The sequence below is a fragment of the Streptosporangium sp. NPDC020145 genome (genome assembly GCF_040631275.1).
In the GTDB taxonomy this organism is placed as follows: Bacteria; Actinomycetota; Actinomycetes; order Streptosporangiales; family Streptosporangiaceae; genus Streptosporangium.
The window spans coordinates 401,266-416,320 of sequence record NZ_JBEXZT010000003.1 but is presented as its reverse complement, the minus strand read 5'-3'; the positions used below and the strand labels follow the sequence as shown (position 1 = coordinate 416,320).

At 69.8% G+C, this 15,055-nt stretch carries 14 protein-coding genes, 1 tRNA gene and 1 pseudogene; 7 read left to right on the top strand and 9 right to left on the bottom strand.

The window, feature by feature from the left end:
- Positions 1-101 precede the first annotated feature (101 nt).
- Together ABZ463_RS07460 and ABZ463_RS07455 are read left to right on the top strand one after the other, a co-directional pair.
- Entirely contained in the window at positions 102-1,562 is a 1,461-nt protein-coding gene (locus ABZ463_RS07460) for a benzaldehyde dehydrogenase (protein ID WP_362774036.1), read from the top strand.
- A 493-nt stretch (positions 1,563-2,055) separates the two neighbouring features.
- On the top strand, positions 2,056-3,153 hold the full coding sequence (locus tag ABZ463_RS07455) for a glycerophosphodiester phosphodiesterase (protein ID WP_362774033.1): 1,098 nt from the start codon (positions 2,056-2,058) through the stop codon (positions 3,151-3,153).
- Between the two features lie 79 nt (positions 3,154-3,232).
- Here the strand turns inward: ABZ463_RS07455 and ABZ463_RS07450 are convergent, their stop codons facing one another.
- The gene (locus tag ABZ463_RS07450) at positions 3,233-3,757 is read right to left on the bottom strand and encodes a cysteine dioxygenase family protein (protein ID WP_362774030.1); all 525 of its coding nucleotides are present in this window, start codon (positions 3,755-3,757) and stop codon (positions 3,233-3,235) included.
- Between the two features lie 52 nt (positions 3,758-3,809).
- Positions 3,810-4,700 (bottom strand): amidohydrolase family protein, encoded by an 891-nt coding sequence (locus ABZ463_RS07445; protein ID WP_352010333.1) that lies wholly within the window; start codon positions 4,698-4,700, stop codon positions 3,810-3,812.
- Positions 4,701-4,930: 230 nt separating this feature from the next.
- On the opposite strand from ABZ463_RS07445, the gene ABZ463_RS07440 reads away from it, so the two are divergent.
- Positions 4,931-5,911 (top strand): LacI family DNA-binding transcriptional regulator, encoded by a 981-nt coding sequence (locus ABZ463_RS07440; protein WP_362774026.1) that lies wholly within the window; start codon positions 4,931-4,933, stop codon positions 5,909-5,911.
- A gap of 156 nt (positions 5,912-6,067) precedes the next feature.
- Here ABZ463_RS07440 and ABZ463_RS07435 read toward each other — a convergent pair whose 3' ends face one another.
- On the bottom strand, positions 6,068-7,438 hold the full coding sequence (locus ABZ463_RS07435; protein WP_352010335.1) for a carbohydrate-binding protein: 1,371 nt from the start codon (positions 7,436-7,438) through the stop codon (positions 6,068-6,070).
- A 399-nt stretch (positions 7,439-7,837) separates the two neighbouring features.
- Between ABZ463_RS07435 and ABZ463_RS07430 the strand changes: the two are divergent.
- Positions 7,838-8,434: pseudogene (locus ABZ463_RS07430) on the top strand (transposase); the annotation flags it as partial.
- Positions 8,435-8,575: 141 nt separating this feature from the next.
- Here ABZ463_RS07430 and ABZ463_RS07425 read toward each other — a convergent pair.
- Positions 8,576-8,944, bottom strand: coding sequence for a phage holin family protein (locus ABZ463_RS07425; RefSeq protein WP_352010336.1), 369 nt, complete (start codon positions 8,942-8,944; stop codon positions 8,576-8,578).
- A gap of 196 nt (positions 8,945-9,140) precedes the next feature.
- Between ABZ463_RS07425 and ABZ463_RS07420 the strand changes: the two genes are divergently transcribed.
- The 3 genes from ABZ463_RS07420 to ABZ463_RS07410 all read left to right on the top strand — a co-directional run bounded on the left by ABZ463_RS07420 (position 9,141) and on the right by ABZ463_RS07410 (position 10,376).
- Positions 9,141-9,425 carry a hypothetical protein gene (locus tag ABZ463_RS07420; RefSeq protein WP_352010337.1) on the top strand — a complete coding sequence of 95 codons (285 nt, stop codon included), beginning with the start codon at positions 9,141-9,143 and terminating at the stop codon, positions 9,423-9,425.
- Between the two features lie 76 nt (positions 9,426-9,501).
- Positions 9,502-9,900 carry an OsmC family protein gene (locus ABZ463_RS07415; RefSeq protein WP_352010338.1) on the top strand — a complete coding sequence of 133 codons (399 nt, stop codon included), beginning with the start codon at positions 9,502-9,504 and terminating at the stop codon, positions 9,898-9,900.
- Between the two features lie 399 nt (positions 9,901-10,299).
- Positions 10,300-10,376: transfer RNA gene (locus ABZ463_RS07410), tRNA-Lys, on the top strand.
- A 62-nt stretch (positions 10,377-10,438) separates the two neighbouring features.
- Here ABZ463_RS07410 and ABZ463_RS07405 read toward each other — a convergent pair.
- From ABZ463_RS07405 to ABZ463_RS07385, 5 genes are all read right to left on the bottom strand, one after another.
- A complete protein-coding gene (locus tag ABZ463_RS07405; RefSeq protein ID WP_362774020.1) occupies positions 10,439-10,897 on the bottom strand; it encodes an ABA4-like family protein in 459 nt (152 codons plus the stop codon).
- The gene (locus tag ABZ463_RS07400; RefSeq protein ID WP_362774018.1) at positions 10,894-11,862 is read right to left on the bottom strand and encodes a hypothetical protein; all 969 of its coding nucleotides are present in this window, start codon (positions 11,860-11,862) and stop codon (positions 10,894-10,896) included. Before ABZ463_RS07400 ends, ABZ463_RS07405 begins: the two co-directional genes overlap by 4 nt.
- Before the next feature lie 22 nt (positions 11,863-11,884).
- Positions 11,885-12,604, bottom strand: coding sequence for a response regulator transcription factor (locus ABZ463_RS07395; RefSeq protein ID WP_362774015.1), 720 nt, complete (start codon positions 12,602-12,604; stop codon positions 11,885-11,887).
- Positions 12,523-13,584, bottom strand: coding sequence for a histidine kinase (locus ABZ463_RS07390; RefSeq protein ID WP_362774012.1), 1,062 nt, complete (start codon positions 13,582-13,584; stop codon positions 12,523-12,525). The genes ABZ463_RS07395 and ABZ463_RS07390 overlap by 82 nt, the downstream gene beginning before the upstream one ends.
- Before the next feature lie 438 nt (positions 13,585-14,022).
- Complete coding sequence (locus ABZ463_RS07385; protein WP_352010733.1) at positions 14,023-15,051, bottom strand: aldo/keto reductase; 1,029 nt, start codon at positions 15,049-15,051, stop codon at positions 14,023-14,025.
- Positions 15,052-15,055 lie beyond the last annotated feature (4 nt).

The window sequence follows — 15,055 nt, the reverse complement described above, 5'->3', positions numbered from 1 at the left end:
GGTCAGCATGCGTCCTGTATGTGTAAGTTCGTTCTGCGGACGAATGTTCATTTTTGAACATCCCGCCCACCACCATGTCGCGACGACAGGGAGACGACCCCATGACGCTGATGGACGCAAAAACATGGACGGGACTGGTCTACGGGGACGGCTGGACCACCCCGCGCGGCGGAGACGCCGCGGTGGTGGAACCCGCGACCGGTGCCGAACTGGGGCGGGTCGGCATGGCGAACGCGCAGGACGTGGCGGAGGCGGCCGCGCTGGCCGTACGGGCTCAGCGGGAGTGGGCGGCCACCTCCTTCGAGGAGCGGGCGGCGGTGCTGCGGCGGGCCGGGCGGCTGTTCGAGGAGCACGAGCGGGAGATCCAGGACTGGCTGGTCCGTGAGGCCGGGTCCGTCCGCCCGAAGACGGGCGTCGAGACGCACATCGCGGCCCAGGAGTGCTACGAGGCCGCCGCGCTGGCCTCCCAGCCGCTGGGAGAGATCCTGCCGACCGCGAAGAAGCGGCTCAGCATGGCCCGCCGCGTCCCCGTCGGGGTCGTCGGAGTGATCTCACCGTTCAACTTCCCGCTGATCCTCGCCATCCGCTCGGTCGCCCCCGCGCTCGCGCTGGGCAACGCGGTGATCCTCAAGCCGGACCCGCGCACCGCGGTCTCCGGCGGCTTCTCGATCGCCCGCGTCTTCGAGGAGGCGGGGCTGCCCAAGGGCCTGCTCCACGTGCTTCCCGGCGGCGTCGAGGCGGGCCAGGCACTGGTCGGCCACCCGCTGGTACCGGTGATCTCCTTCACCGGATCGACCGCGGCAGGACGCAGGATCGGCGAGGAGTGCGGGCGGCTGCTCAAGCGCGCCCACCTGGAACTCGGCGGCAACTCCGCGCTGATCGTGCTTGAGGACGCCGACCTCGACCGGGCCGTCTCCGCGGCGGCGTGGGGCTCCTTCCTGCACCAGGGGCAGATCTGCATGACGACCGGTCGTCACATCGTGCACTCCTCGATCGCGGAGGAGTACGTCGCGCGACTGGCGGAGAAGGCCGAGCGCCTGACGGTCGGCGACCCGGCGGGCGGACGGGTCGCGCTCGGCCCGCTGATCGACGCCGGGCAGCGCGACAAGGTCCACGCCCTGGTCACCGGTAGCGTCGAGGCCGGAGCGAGGCTGGCGGCCGGAGGCACCTACGAGGGACTGTTCTACCGGCCGACGGTGCTCGCCGACCTTCCCGAGGGCGCCCCCGCCTACGCCCAGGAGGTCTTCGGCCCGGTCGCGCCGGTCGTGCCGTTCTCCACGGCCGAGGAGGCCGCCGCGCTGGCCGCCGACAGCGAGTACGGCCTGTCTCTGGGCATCCTCACCGGGGACGCGATGCGGGGCCTGGCGCTGGCCGACCTCATCCCCACCGGGATCGTCCACGTCAACGACCAGACGGTCGACGACGAGGCCGTCGCGCCGTTCGGCGGGCTGGGCGCCTCGGGCACCGGCTCACGCTTCGGCGGGGGCAGGGCCAACGCCGAGGCGTTCACCGAGACCCGCTGGGTGACGGTGCAGGGCGAGATCGCGGGCTACCCCTTCTGAACGTGACCGAGCGGCCGCCGGCGCGTTCAGTCGCAAAAGGCGCGGGCGGCCGCCGCGGTGACGGTTGAGGTGCCGGCGGCGTCGCGTGGCCGGTTGCCCGGCAGCAGGGTGATCCTTGTGGAGGGGCCGTACGGACCGCACGCCTCCTGAGCGCCGAGGGCCGTCTTCCGGGTTCTTCTGGGCGCCGGGGGTACGGGACCCGCGCGGGCGTCCCTCAAGGCGGCGGACAGGGCTATGGGGGCACCGGCGCCGCCTCGCGCGGGGACATGGTCCGTCCATTCGGGTGATCGGGGAGTGGACGGGTCGCCCCCCCCGGCAGAACAGCGCCTCGCCTGCTCTCGGACAAGGGAGAAGGCGGTCGATCGAACAGCCGTCGACCGGCCTCGGACCACGTCTCGGCCATCGGCCGGAGTCCCGTGCGGACACCTGTGCGTGTGGTCCCGGTCGTGTCCCCGGCACCCGGCGGCCACCTTTCCGTCCTACCGTTCAGATCATGATCCGCAGGCTCTCGGCCGCCACGCTGGCCGTCCTCGTCACCGGTACCGCCGTGGCCCTGCTGCAGCAGCCCAGGCCCGCGGCGGCGGAACACCGGGACCGGAATCCCGTCGTCATCGGCCACCGCGGCGCCAGCGCCCACCGGCCGGAGCACACCCTGCTCTCCTACGAGACCGCGATCGCGCTCGGCGCCGACTACATCGAGCCCGACCTGGTCTCCACCAAGGACCACGTGCTGGTCGCCAGGCACGAGAACGAGATCTCCGGGACCACCGACGTGGAGAGCCATCCCGAGTTCGCCGGACGCCGTACGACCAAGACCGTCGACGGGCGGGCCGTCACGGGATGGTTCACCGAGGACTTCACCCTGGCCGAGCTGAAGACGCTCAGGGCCAAGGAGCGCATCCCCGACCTGCGCCCGGAGAACACCGCCTTCGACGGGCTCGCCGAGATCCCGACCTTCGAGGAGGTCGTACGGCTGGCGCGCCGCAGCGGCGTCGGGGTCTACCCGGAGACCAAGCACCCCACCTACTTCGACTCCATCGGCCTGTCGCTTGAGGAGCCGCTGCTCGAGGTGCTCGGCCGGTACGGCTGGCGCGGGCGGCGTGACCCGGTGTTCGTCCAGTCGTTCGAGACCGCGAACCTGCGGGAGCTGCGCGGACGGACCAGGCTGCGGCTGGTCCAGCTGGTCAACGCCACCGGTGCGCCGTACGACTGGACGGCGGCGGGGGACCCGCGCACCTACGACACCATGCTCACCCCGGCGGGGCTGCGGGAGGTGGCGGGCTACGCGGACGGCGTCGGCGTGGACACCCGGCGGGTCGTCCCCCTCGACGCGGAGGGGCGAACCCGGCAGCCCACGACGCTCGTCCAGGACGCGCACCGGGCCGGGCTGCAGGTGCACGCCTGGACGGTCAGGCCGGAGAACTCCCAGCTCCCGGTGGACTTCCGGGCGGGAAACCCGGCCAGTCCCGTCTACCCGCGCGCGACGGGTGACGTGGCCGGGTGGCTTGAGCGGCTCTACCGGCTCGGGCTCGACGGCGTCTTCTCCGACGACCCCGGCGTGGCCAGGGCGGTCAGGGACCGGGTCCGGTGAGAACGGGAACCGCCGGCCACCCGCCCCTTGGGTGACCGGCGGTGGTCCTGGAGCGATCCTGGAGTGATCCCGGCGCCTCCTACGCGACGGCGACCTCGCCGTTCTCCGCGAGGTCGTCCATCGGGCGCAGCTCGTCGGCGTAGCTCACCGAGACACGGCGCATCACCCCGGTGTCGCTGATCGAGTACTGGCCCAGGCGCCACAGCGGCGGCGAGTAGGCGTGGATCGAGACGCTGCCGTTCACGGCCCCGGTCAGCCGGTGGATGTGGTCGGGCCCGAAGGAGAACGACTCACCCGCCGAGACCACCGTCTCCAGGTGCTCGCCGCCGATACGGGGATTGCACTCAAGCAGCGTGCCGGCCACCACGCGGACCGCGCCGGAGGAGATGTCGTGGTCGTGCCAGCCGGTGTCGTCCTCGGGGCGCCAGCACAGCAGCCAGACGTCCACGTAGGCGTCCCGGTAGAGGGAGGCGTAGTGGCGGCCCCCCTCCTCGGGGAAGGCCACCTGGTCCTCCCAGCGTGACGGGTCCGCCGCCAGCGCGTCGACCAGGTCGCGGAGCTCACGCCGGTCGAGGGCGCGCTCCGGCAGGGCGTCGAAGCTCATCGGATGCCTCCCAGGAGACGGCAGCGCCCGCTGCCCTGGGACTGATTCACGTTCACTTGCGCGACTCCTTTCGGTTCAACAGACGGCTGGGGTTGGTGACCGCGATGGCGTGCCCGGCGGCCTCGCCGAGCGCGGGGTCGGGTGCGGTCGCGTACGGCTGGTCGGAGCCGTTGACCACGACGTCGATGCCGAGTTCGCGGATGACGGCGTCGATGGCCCGGGGACCGTAGGAGGAGGTCTCAAGGAAGGCGCCGGGGTCCACCTGGCCCCGGCTCTGGCCGCCCCGGCTGATCAGGCGCTCGGAGTGCAGCGGCGCGAGCCCGGCCAGCAGGGCGAAGCAGACCCGCAGGTCGGGGTGGCGGGCACGGCCGAAGGCGGCGAAGGCATACCAGGAGGCGTGCATCTGCTGGACGTACGGCACGACGGCGGGCCACCAGCCGGGGCCGGTGGGCGTCCCGGCGGGGCCGGGGTGCACGAAGAGCGGCAGGTCGCGTTCGGCGAGCACGTCGAGCAGGGGCGCGACCCCGGCCAGCCCCGCCTCGTCGCCGATGGCCGTCGCGGGCAGCTGGAGCCCGGCGAGCCCCTGGTCGAGGGCCTTGGCGAGCCTGGCCGGGTCGACGTCGGAGAGGCAGGCCGCCGCCCACGCGCCGAAGGGGGCGGGCAGCGCCAGGGCGTCCTCGTGGTAGGCGTCGATGAGGGGCCAGGCCTCCTCGGGCGGCAGCGTCTCGATGCCGAGCGGGCTGGACAGTGAGACCAGCGCCAGCTCCAGGTCCTCGTTGCGCGCCAGCCGTACGGCGAGGTCGTGGTCGGCCGGGTCGACCTCGTAGGGGGGCTCGCCGTCCAGGTGCAGGGTCCAGCCGTCCAGGCGGGGAGGAGCCGTACGGCGGCGCAGCGCGTCCACGAACGCGGGCGCCCACAGGTGCTGGTGCACGTCGACGGCCATTTTTCTCCCCTTCCTTTCGTGGTATTCCCTACCTAGAATATAGGTAACAGCTCTGACCTTACTACGTCTCCGGGTGACACGGTTCAGTGAACCGATTCAGTGAATCGGTTCACCTTATGGGGGGCGATGCCCCGAACCATCCGGATGTACGGCATACCCCTGTTCAGACGGGGGTTCCGGCATAGGGTGGACAAGTGCCCCAGCCACGGAAACGAGCGACTATACGTGAGGTGGCGAAGGCCACCGGTCTCTCCCCGGCGTCGGTCTCCTACGCCCTGCGCGGCCTGCAGGTGTCGGAGGAGACCATCGAGCGGGTCCGGCGCGTGGCCGCCGAACTCGGCTACGAGGCCGATCCGATCGCCCGCGCGCTGGCCAGCGGCAGGACAGGGACGATCGGACTGCTCTGCGGCTCGCTTGAGGACCTCTGGCAGCAGGCCTTGGCGGTCGGCATCGGCAGGTCGCTGAAGGACAACGACCGGTACGCGCTGATCCTGGACGCCGCGGGCGATCCCTACCGGGAACGGACCCTGGCCAGGCAGCTGCGCGACCAGCGGGTGGACGCCCTGATCGTGCAGCCGGTCGACCCGGCGGCCGAGGTGTGGCCGGAACTGTGTGAGAGTTTGCCGGTCGTCTCGATCGGCGACGGCCTGGCGGGCGCGCGGACCGCCGGGGAGGTCGTCTTCGACAACCGGGCGGGGGTCACGCTGGCGCTCGAACACATGCGGGACCGGGGACACGGGCGCATCGCCGTACTCACCCCGACCAGGGCGAGCACCCCGGACCGCCCGGCGGACGTGCACGTGCTCGCGGAGGCGGGACGGCTGGGCCTGGACATCGAGGTGGTCACCGCGCCGCAGGCGCTCACCGCGGCGACCGGGGTGGCCGACGCGATGCTCGCGGACGGGCACCGGGCGTTCTTCTGCTTCGCGGACTCGATCGCCTACGGCGTCTACGCCGCCTCGACGGAACGGGGGCTGCGCATCCCCGCCGACGTGTCGGTGATGGGCTACGACGACCACCCGATGTCGGGGCTGCTCACCCCGGGGCTCACCACGGTCGACTGGGACATCGACGGCATCATCCGCGCCGCCGTGCGCACGGTGGTGGCCGCGGCCGACGGCAACACCCGCCGCCGGCGTATCGTCCAGGCCCCCGAGCTGCGCGAGCGCGGCTCGGTCGGCAGGGGGACGGCCGAGCCCGGCGCCTTCTGAACGCGGCGTCCGACACGCGAAAGGCCCGGCACCGTGGTTCGGTGCCGGGCCTTCCTGCCGAGCGGACGGCCCTGTCGGGAGGCCGTCCGCTCATTGGCCGGTCCGTGGGTCCTCACGCGGGCAGGCGCCGTCGAGGGGACCCGGGATGGCCCGGTGTCAGACGCGCTGCCAGAGGGCCGGGACGTTCGGCGGCTCCCAGCCGGGCATCGCGGTGTGGCCCTGGAGGCAACGGTAGGTCGAGCCGCCGTAGGTCACGGTCGCGCCCGCGCTGTAGGCGGTGCCGGCGGCCCAGGTGCCACCGGGGTTCTGGGTCGAGGTCGAGGTCGGCGTCGGGTTCGGGCCACCGTTGCTGGTGACCAGGGTGAGGCCGTTCGCCTGCAGGATCTCGCCGACCGGCTGGAAGTAGGTCGTGCCGCCGGAGGAGCAGTTACCCGTTCCGCCGGAGGTGACGCCCTGGGCCTGGTCGCCGGAGATGAACGAACCACCGGAGTCGCCGGGCTCGGCGCAGACGCTGGTCCGGGTCACCTCGTAGACGGTGCCCTCCTGGTAGGCGACACTGCTGTTGAGCTGCTGGACGGTGCCGCAGTGCCAGCCGGTGGTCGAGCCGGAACGGCAGACCGAGGAACCGACCTGGGCGACGGTCGAGCCGTTCACCGGGATCGTGGCACCGTTCTGGACCACGACGCCACGCGGGGTCCAGTTGGAGTTGGTGGCGATCCAGGAGTAGTCGCTGCCCGGGAAGACGGAGTTCTGGAAGGTGCCCTGCGCGACCCGGTTGGAGCCGCTGGTGGAGCTGCCGGTGCTGCCGCAGTGACCCGCGGAGACGAAGCCGCTCTGGCCGCCACGGGTGGCGGAGAAGCCGATCGAGCAGCGGCTGCCGCTGCCGATGTAGTAGGCGTCGCCGCCGCGCAGGTCGTAGAACGTCCTGGCCTTCTCGCTCGACTGCTCGACCTTGACCAGCGCCTTGTCCACGCCGCTGGCCGCGACGAAGGACTGGCCCGCGGCGACGTCGGAGGCCAGCACGACCACCGAGTTGTTGCGGACGTCGAGGTACCAGGCGTTCACCGAGGAGGGGGAGGACTCCTTGGCCTGCCGGTTGAGGCCCTCCTGGGCCGCGGTGAGCGCGGCCAGCGAGTGCTTGACCAGCTTGGCCTGGGCGCCGGTCTTGAGGATGGCGGTCAGCTGCTTGGAGTCGCTGGTGGCGACCACAAGGTCGGAGGTCGGGCCGGTGACCCAGGTGCCGCCGTAGGCGACGCCGAGCTGCTTGGCGACGACGGGCTCGACCTTGGAGGCCGCGCTCTCGTTGACCAGGCGGGTCGAGGCCTGCTCACCGGTGATGCCGAGGTCGCGGGTGAGCGCGGAGACCAGTTCGGGGGCGGGCTTGACGACGGCGGCGGCCTGGGCCTTCGCCTGAACATAAAGGGGATCGGCGGAGGCTGCGCCGGTGGTTACGGAGGCGAGGGCGGGGGTCGCTACCAACGCGGCGGCGAGCGTGACGCCCACTGCCACGGCATTTCTGCGGAGCATGTGATCTCTCCTCGTGTCGGGGGGTGCGCCGTCAACGTAACGGTTAGGACACAAGGAGCGGCTCTCTCAGAACGGCCCTATCACTGTGCTATGAAGATTTAACCGACATGACTTGTTAAAGGGTGACACCGTTAGTCAACTCCGTCATCCCTATCTGGTACGTAGGGCGGAGGACGTCGGTTCAACGGGGCCGCGTCCATTGTGGGCGCCTCATCAGATTCTTTCGAGGGGACGGTCGCCTTTAGGTGACGGGAGAATCGGGAGCTGGAGCGGGAGGGCCGCCAAGACCCGAGCGTGCATTGACCCGCCTGGTCCGCGCATCGCGGATGTCCTTCCTGGTTTTGTCGGTGCCTGCCGATACCGTGACGGTGTCGTTGCCGAACGTGAGGGGGGTGGGGTGTGCGCAGGTCGTTCACGTTCCTGTTGCGCCCTACCCGTCATCAGGAGATCGCGCTGGCGGCGTGCCTGGAGGACCACCGGGTCCTGTACAACGCCGCGTTGGAGCGCCGCCGTACGGCTTACCGCAAGGCGGGCGTCACGATCCGCTACGGCGAGCAGTCGGCCGACCTGAAGCACATCCGGGCGCACCGGCACCGGCCGGTCAAGGGCCGAGTGAAGACGATCGGCGTCAAGCGGGAGGGCTCCCGCTGGTACGTGGTGCTGTCGTGCGAGGACGTGCCCGCCGAACCACTTCCCGCCAGGGGCGCGGTGGCGGGTATCGACATGGGGGTCGCCTCGCTGGTGACCACCTCCGGCGGTGAGCACGTCGCCAACCCGCGCTATTTCGCTGTGACCGCTGATCGTCTCGCAGGGGCGCAGCGGGCCCTGGCCCATAAGAAGCGCGGCTCGCGGCGGCGCCGTAAGGCCGTGGCACGGGTCGCCGCCCTGCACGGCAAGGTCCGCCGTCAGCGTCTTGACCACGGGCACAAGGCCGCGCTCGCCCTGGTCCGCGCCTATGACGTGACCGTGCACGAGGATCTGCGGATCGCGAACATGACCCGTTCGGCCGCGGGCACGGTCGAGCGGCCCGCAGGGAGCGGAGGAGTCACGTCATGGTGCGTTACCCGGGTCGTTCCCAGCGGGGGAACGGCCGTCCGCCGTTCCCCCGGCCTGGTCGCGGTCTTCCGGCGCGGGTCGTCAGTCGCCGAGGACCAGGTCGAGCAGCCAGCTCACCAGACCGACGATGATCGCGCCCCAGAAGGCGGCGCCGAAGCCCTCCACGTGGAACGACAGACGGAGCTGCTCGGCGATCCAGCTCGTGAGCAGCAGCAGGCCGGCGTTCACCACCAGGGCGAACAGGCCCAGCGTGAGCACATAGAAGGCGCAGCCGAGGACCTTGATGATCGGCTTGAGTACCGCGTTGACGACACCGAAGACCAGGGCGACCGCGATCAGGGTGACGATCTGACTGCTGGTGGACGTCGCGGACACCGTGATGCCGCTCACGAGCTGTGTCGCCGCCCACAGGGCGGCCGCCACAACCAGGATCTTGATGATGATTCTCACGTTCGGGCATCCTCGCATGGGGGTCGGACGGGCATACCTGGACACTAAACAGTCTGGGACGCGTCGGCGCGGCTGTTCGGTCACGGATTCGGGGTCACGCCGTCGCGGCGTGGTGGCGCACATGCATGGGCGATGCCGTACGCGGGCAGAACATGAATGATCGACGCGATCTGGGGGCAGAAGGGCGCGTGAGGGGGTGAGGAAGTTGGAGACGGACCAGCTTGAGGCGCTGTCGGCCCAGGAACTGCATGATCGGGCGGTCCGCTACGCCGTGCACCACGGAGACTTCGCCTTCCTGTGGGAACTGCTCAAGGTGATTCCCGCCGCGGAGGCGTCAACCGGGAACGAGGACGAGACGGCCAATGATCTGAGCCGGGTCTCGGCGCTGCTCAGCGACGCCATGGCGTCCGGTGAGGGGGAGCTCGGCGACGCGCTCCGTCCCTTCTACATCGAGTACCTGTCGCAGCACCCCGACGCCTGAGACGCCCGCCCGTGCCGGGCGCCCGCCGTACCGGCCGCCTGGGTAGGGTTGGCCGGGGAACACGGGGAGGAGCGTCATGGCTCGGGTGAACGTCGAACGGACCGAGAACGGCTTCGTGGCCCGCAACGACCGCGGGGCCGAGGTCGTCATGGGCGGCGGCGACGAGCAGGGGGTCTTCACCCCGGTCGAGTTGCTGCTCGCCGCGCTCGGCGGCTGCAACATCGTCACCGTCGAGCCCCTCACCGCCAAGCGCGGGCACCGGCTCGTGCGCCTGGCGATGACCGTCCAGGCGGAGAAGGTTGAGCCGACGCTGCTCGGCCCGATCACCGTCACCTACGACGTCGAGCTCCCCGAGGGGGACGACGCGGCCGACGAGGTCTTCCGTGCCGTGGCCAAGCGGGTCGAGGAGCGATACTGCACGGTGAGCCGGGCGCTGAGGGAGCAGACCGAGGTCAGGCTCGAACTGCCCGAGTGAGGCTCCTCCTTGAGGAGGACGTCCGGTGATACCGGGTCATCTCCGGGTGTAGGCCCAAAATCAACCCTCGGATGACGTGCTCGTTACGTTCGCTTCTGTACTGTTGAAGCAGGTCAAGGGGTTCTGCGAAGCCCGGGGGAGCTACAGCAGGAGACTTTTCACCGGAAACGGACGCGAGGGGGATCGCGTCCTAGAGCGGAGCCGCCGGAGTCTTGGGGGAGGCGAAGGCGGGCCCGCGATGAGGCCGGGGCTGGATGGTTGGGGGACCATTCGGCCCCGGGACCTCTTTCCAGGCGAGGGCCGGGCGGTTGGGGGGCCGCCCGGTCCTCGTCTGTCTTCTCCGGATGTAGCCGATGTGCGCCGCCGTGCGGAGGACTGCTAGAGTTACCTCCGTCGCAGGCGCCGCTAGCTCAGTTGGTTAGAGCAGCTGACTCTTAATCAGCGGGTCCGGGGTTCGAGTCCCTGGCGGCGCACCACACACGAACGAGGCTCAGGTCATCTCGACCTGGGCCTCGTTCGTGTTTCCCGGCGGAGGGTCTCACCCCGGCGCCAGGCGTTCGGTGGACGGCGTGGTCCTCGGCGGTCCGACGACGGTGCGGATCGCCAGGTAGATCAGCAGCCCCATGGGGGAGAGCAGAAGCGTGAAGACCAGCAGCGGTCCCATCAGCAGCGGGTGGACCCGGCGCTCCCTGGAGTCGAGATACATCCAGCGGGCGATGAACACGTCGAAGGCGATGACGTGCGCCCACAGGATGGCGGCGCCGTCCCTTCGCCCGAAGAAGGCGGTGATCAGGTCCAGGTCGGGCCTGCTGACCACCTCCCACAGGTCGGGGAAGCGCGGGATGGCCAGCGTCAGGTAGATCGCCAGCTGCGGCAGGATGATCAGCGGCGAGGAGATGATCCGGTGGGTGATCGACCAGGTCGGGGCGAAGACCATCAACGCCCAGAACGGCACGGTCAGCGGGAAGGTGATGGTGAAGAGGGTGTCGACCGTCATGACAGCCCCTTCCCCACGGCCGCGCGCACGAGCGGCTGCCTGCGTCCGAACGTCACGACCAGCCCCGCGGCCACGACGACCGCGCCGGCCAGGGCGGCCAGGGCGGTCAGGGTGAGGGCGTCGGGGTGGATCAGCGGCTGGGCCCGGCGCGCCTGCCAGGTCAGCAGCACCACGAGCCCGGCGTAGCCGAGCCCGGCGGTCCACACCAGGCCGAGCCGTACACGCTCGGGGGCGAGCGCGGGCAGGCGGCGGGAGAGCGCGGTGAGCAGGAACGCGAGCACCGGCATGACCTGCAGCGCGTGCAGGCCGACGGCGTGGGGGACGCGCATGTCGCCTCCCGTGGTGCTCCAGCCGAGGATCGGCATGCCGGGGCCGCCGTCGGGGACGCCGACGCTGTGCGCGCCCGCGGCCAGGGTTCCCGCGGCGGCGGCCTCGGCGCGCCCGGTGCCGCCCACCATGTAGTAGGCGACCATCATGCCCAGCAGGCAGACCAGCAGCCCGAAGCGCAGCCCGGCCGTGGTCACCCGGTCACCGGTCTGCTGACGCAGCGCGAGCACCGCGACGACCATGGTGACGACCGCGAGCATCGTGACGAGCATGCCCATGACGCCGAAGACGGCGGCGTCCTGGGGGGTGCTGATGTTGAAGTGACTGTGCCTACCCCGCGCGGCCTGCACGACGATGAGCCCGACCCCGACCGTGGTGAGCCCGACGATCGCGGTCCCGGTCTTCCTGGCCAGTTCGGGCGTACGGCCGAGCATCGGCAGCAGCCAGGCGAGCGTCAGGCTGTAGACCATGAACGACAGGGCGAACTTGAACGGCTTGAGCCAGACGGAGGCGCCGTCGAGGGTGCGCTCGTCGACGAGCATGCCGGCCGCGCTGAACACGGCGAGGCCGGTCAGCACGGCGCTGAACACGACGAGCGGGCGATGCCAGCCGGAAACGAGGCGGAGGGTGCGTGTCACGGCACCTCCCAGCAATGGATAATCATGTATCGATAGTAGCGCGATCCATAATTTGCTTCAGGCTGGTGAGAGGGGGCGGTGCGGCGTGCGCCGACCGCAGGAGCGGATGGGTGGGAGCCGTCCCGATCGCCTTGTTGACCGCGTCGATGCGGGAGACGGCCGACAGCTTGCCGAAGATGTTGCGCAGGTGCCGTTTGACGGTCCCCTCGGTGATCGCCAGCTGAACGGCGATCTGCCGGTTGCTGAGCGCCTTGGCGACCAGCGCCAGGACCTCCTGCTCGCGTTCGGTGAGGACGCCCTGCGGAGCGGCGCGCGGAGCCGGGGCGATCGCCTGGGAGACCAGCACCGTCACCCCGTGGCGCCCGGCGTGCACGCTGCGGATGGCCACCAGCAGCTCCTGGCTGCGGATGGCCTTGTGCAGGTATCCGTGAGCGCCGGCGGCCAGCAGGTCCTGGACCAGCTGGGGGTCGTCGTGCATGCTCAGGATGATCACTTTGGGCGGCGGCGATATCTCCAGGAGGCGAGGCATGGTCCGCGCGGGATGGTGGTTGGGCATCTCCACGTCGAGCAACACGATGTCCGGCCTGGTATGGGCGGCGAGCGAGATCACCCCGGGGCCGTCAGAGGCGTCCCCCACGACGTGGAAGTCGTCCTCGGCCCTCAGTACCTGACAGAGGGCGTCTCGGAACAGGGTGTGGTCGTCGGCGACGAGAATCCGAATCCGATCATTTGATTCCGGCATGACAAAGCTCCTGGAAGCGGGACCCATATCCGGAGCCGCGTGCCTGCGGACAGGCGGCTGGCGAGGTGGAAAACCCCGTGTAGTAGCTCGATGCGCTCTCTCATGGAGGAGAGCCCCGCGCTGTTCTCCTTGTCCTTGACGATCAGCCCCGTGCCGTCGTCGTCGACCGTCGCGAGAAGGTCTCCTGAGACGATGTCCACACGGGTGACGACCTTGCCGGCCTTGGAGTGCGCGAAGGCGTTGCGCATGCCCTCGCGGAGCACCGCGAAGATCTCGCTCCTGTAGTGGTCGGGCAGCAGGCGCTCGTCCCCGTGGACGGCGACGCTCACCTCGGTCTCCGCCGGTGCGGCGTCCCGGGCGAACTCCTTCAGGGCGACCGCGAGAGGAGGTTCGGCCACGCGCAGCCGGAGCCCGGAGACCAGCCTCCTCGCACCCTGGGAGATCTCGAAGAGCGCCTGGCGGATGTTTCTGATGTCCGCCTCCATGCCCTCGGCCTGCCGCTGGCTCTCGAACAGGTCGAGGTGGAGAAGGGCCATGCTGACGCCGCTGCCGATCCAGTCGTGGATGTCCCGCGCGAGCCGGTGACGGTCGTCGATCTGGGTCTCGTGGATGCGGTCGAGCGTCATGGCGTCCCGCTTGGCGGCCAGGACCTGGGTGAGGGCGAGAATGCCCCGGTTGAGGGTCGTCAGGAACGCCCTGCGCAGCTCCGCCTCGTCCGGATGGCCGTCCAGGATGGAGGGCAGGCGGTCGCACGCCGCGTCGAACAGCTCCGTCCAGCCGAGTGCGGCCTCCAGGGGGTCGATCTGGCTGGTGGCGTGGGCGGGCAGCTCGGTGAACCGCGGGGGGGTTCTCCGCTCCCCGCTCTTGAGCGTCTCAGCGCACTCCGTGAGTACCAATTCGGCCTGTAACCGACATTCCTCCCAGATCTCAGGGCTTCTGACCAGCGGGCTGGACAGCTCCCGCAGGCGGGCTTCGTACACTTCAAGTATTGCTGAACTGTTTAACGTGAATCGCTGGTGAGGTGTGAGCAGTGCGCCGATACTGGTCCCTTGCATCGTCATCCCCGTGCATTTCAATGGACGAACTTCGAGCATGTACGGACCGATCCGCTACGGCTGGTCTGGCTGCAATGAAGTAAGCGAACCATGGAATGCATTGCTGGACTCGTTCCCCCGAACGCCAGCGTAGCCGGTCCTGCTCCTAACATTATCTAGGCAAGGCGTATCCCGTGCAACGTTAATGACACTCCAAAAACAAAATATGACTGTATTCGAGGCACCACGGTCCGCACTGACTGGGGGTGCGGCCGTCGGCAAACATATAGGAAGGCTCACATTTCAATTGCCGACGACCGCTCCCAGCTGGGATTGTGCGCTTGTGTGCTATGTCATTAAGGCCGAATCATATTTCATGAAGTTTCAACGACGTCGTCTGGCCTGGTCCTCCAGTGCCGGATGACGCCAACCGGCGTCGTGCGGGTTGAGCGTGACGCCGGGCGGAACGATCTTGTCGATCTCGTCGAGCACCTCCGCGGTGAGGGTCACCTCCGCCGCCGGGAGCTGGCTGTCGAGGTGCTCCGCCGTACGGGGGCCGATGATCACCGAGGTGACGGCCGGGTGCTGGAGCACGAAGGCGAGCGACAGCTCGATCAGGCTGACGCCCGTCCGCTCGGCGAGCCCGGCCAGCGCCTCGACCGCCTCCAGTTTGCGCTGGTTCTCGGGCAGCTGCATGTCGTAGCGCTCCGGCAGCACGAAGCTGCGGATGGTGAACGGCAGTTCCCTGTCCTTGCGGTAGGTCCCGCTCAGCCAGCCGCCCGCCAGCGGGCTCCAGGTGATGACGCCGGTGCCGAGGTCCTCGCACACCGGGAGCACGTCGCCCTCGATCCCGCGTACCAGCAGTGAGTACGGCGCCTGCTCGCAGACGAAGCGCTCCCTGGCCCGGAACTGCGAGGTCCAGTGCGCCTCGACGAGCAGGTGGGCCGGGAAGGTCGAGGTGCCGAAGTAGCGGATCTTCCCGGCGCGGACCAGGTCGGTGAGCGCGCCGAGGGTCTCGTCGATGTCGGTGGTGAGGTCGGGACGGTGGATCTGGTAGAGGTCGATCCAGTCCGTGCCGAGCCGGCGCAGGCTGTTCTCGACCTCCTGGAAGATCCACCGCCGGGAGTTGCCGCGCGAGTTCGGGTCGTCACCCATCGGCATGTGGCACTTGGTGGCGAGCACCACCTTGTCCCGCGCGCCCAGGTCGGCCAGGGCGCCGCCGACGAGCTGCTCCGACTCGCCCCCGGAGTAGTTGTCCGAGGTGTCGACGAAGTTCACGCCCGCGTCGAGCGCCGTACCGATGATCTTGGTCACCTCGCTCTGCTCCGAGGTGCCCCAGGAGCCGAACATCATGGCGCCCAGGCAGATCTTGCTCACCTTCAGCCCGGTACGGCCGAGCACGCGGTATTCCATGGTG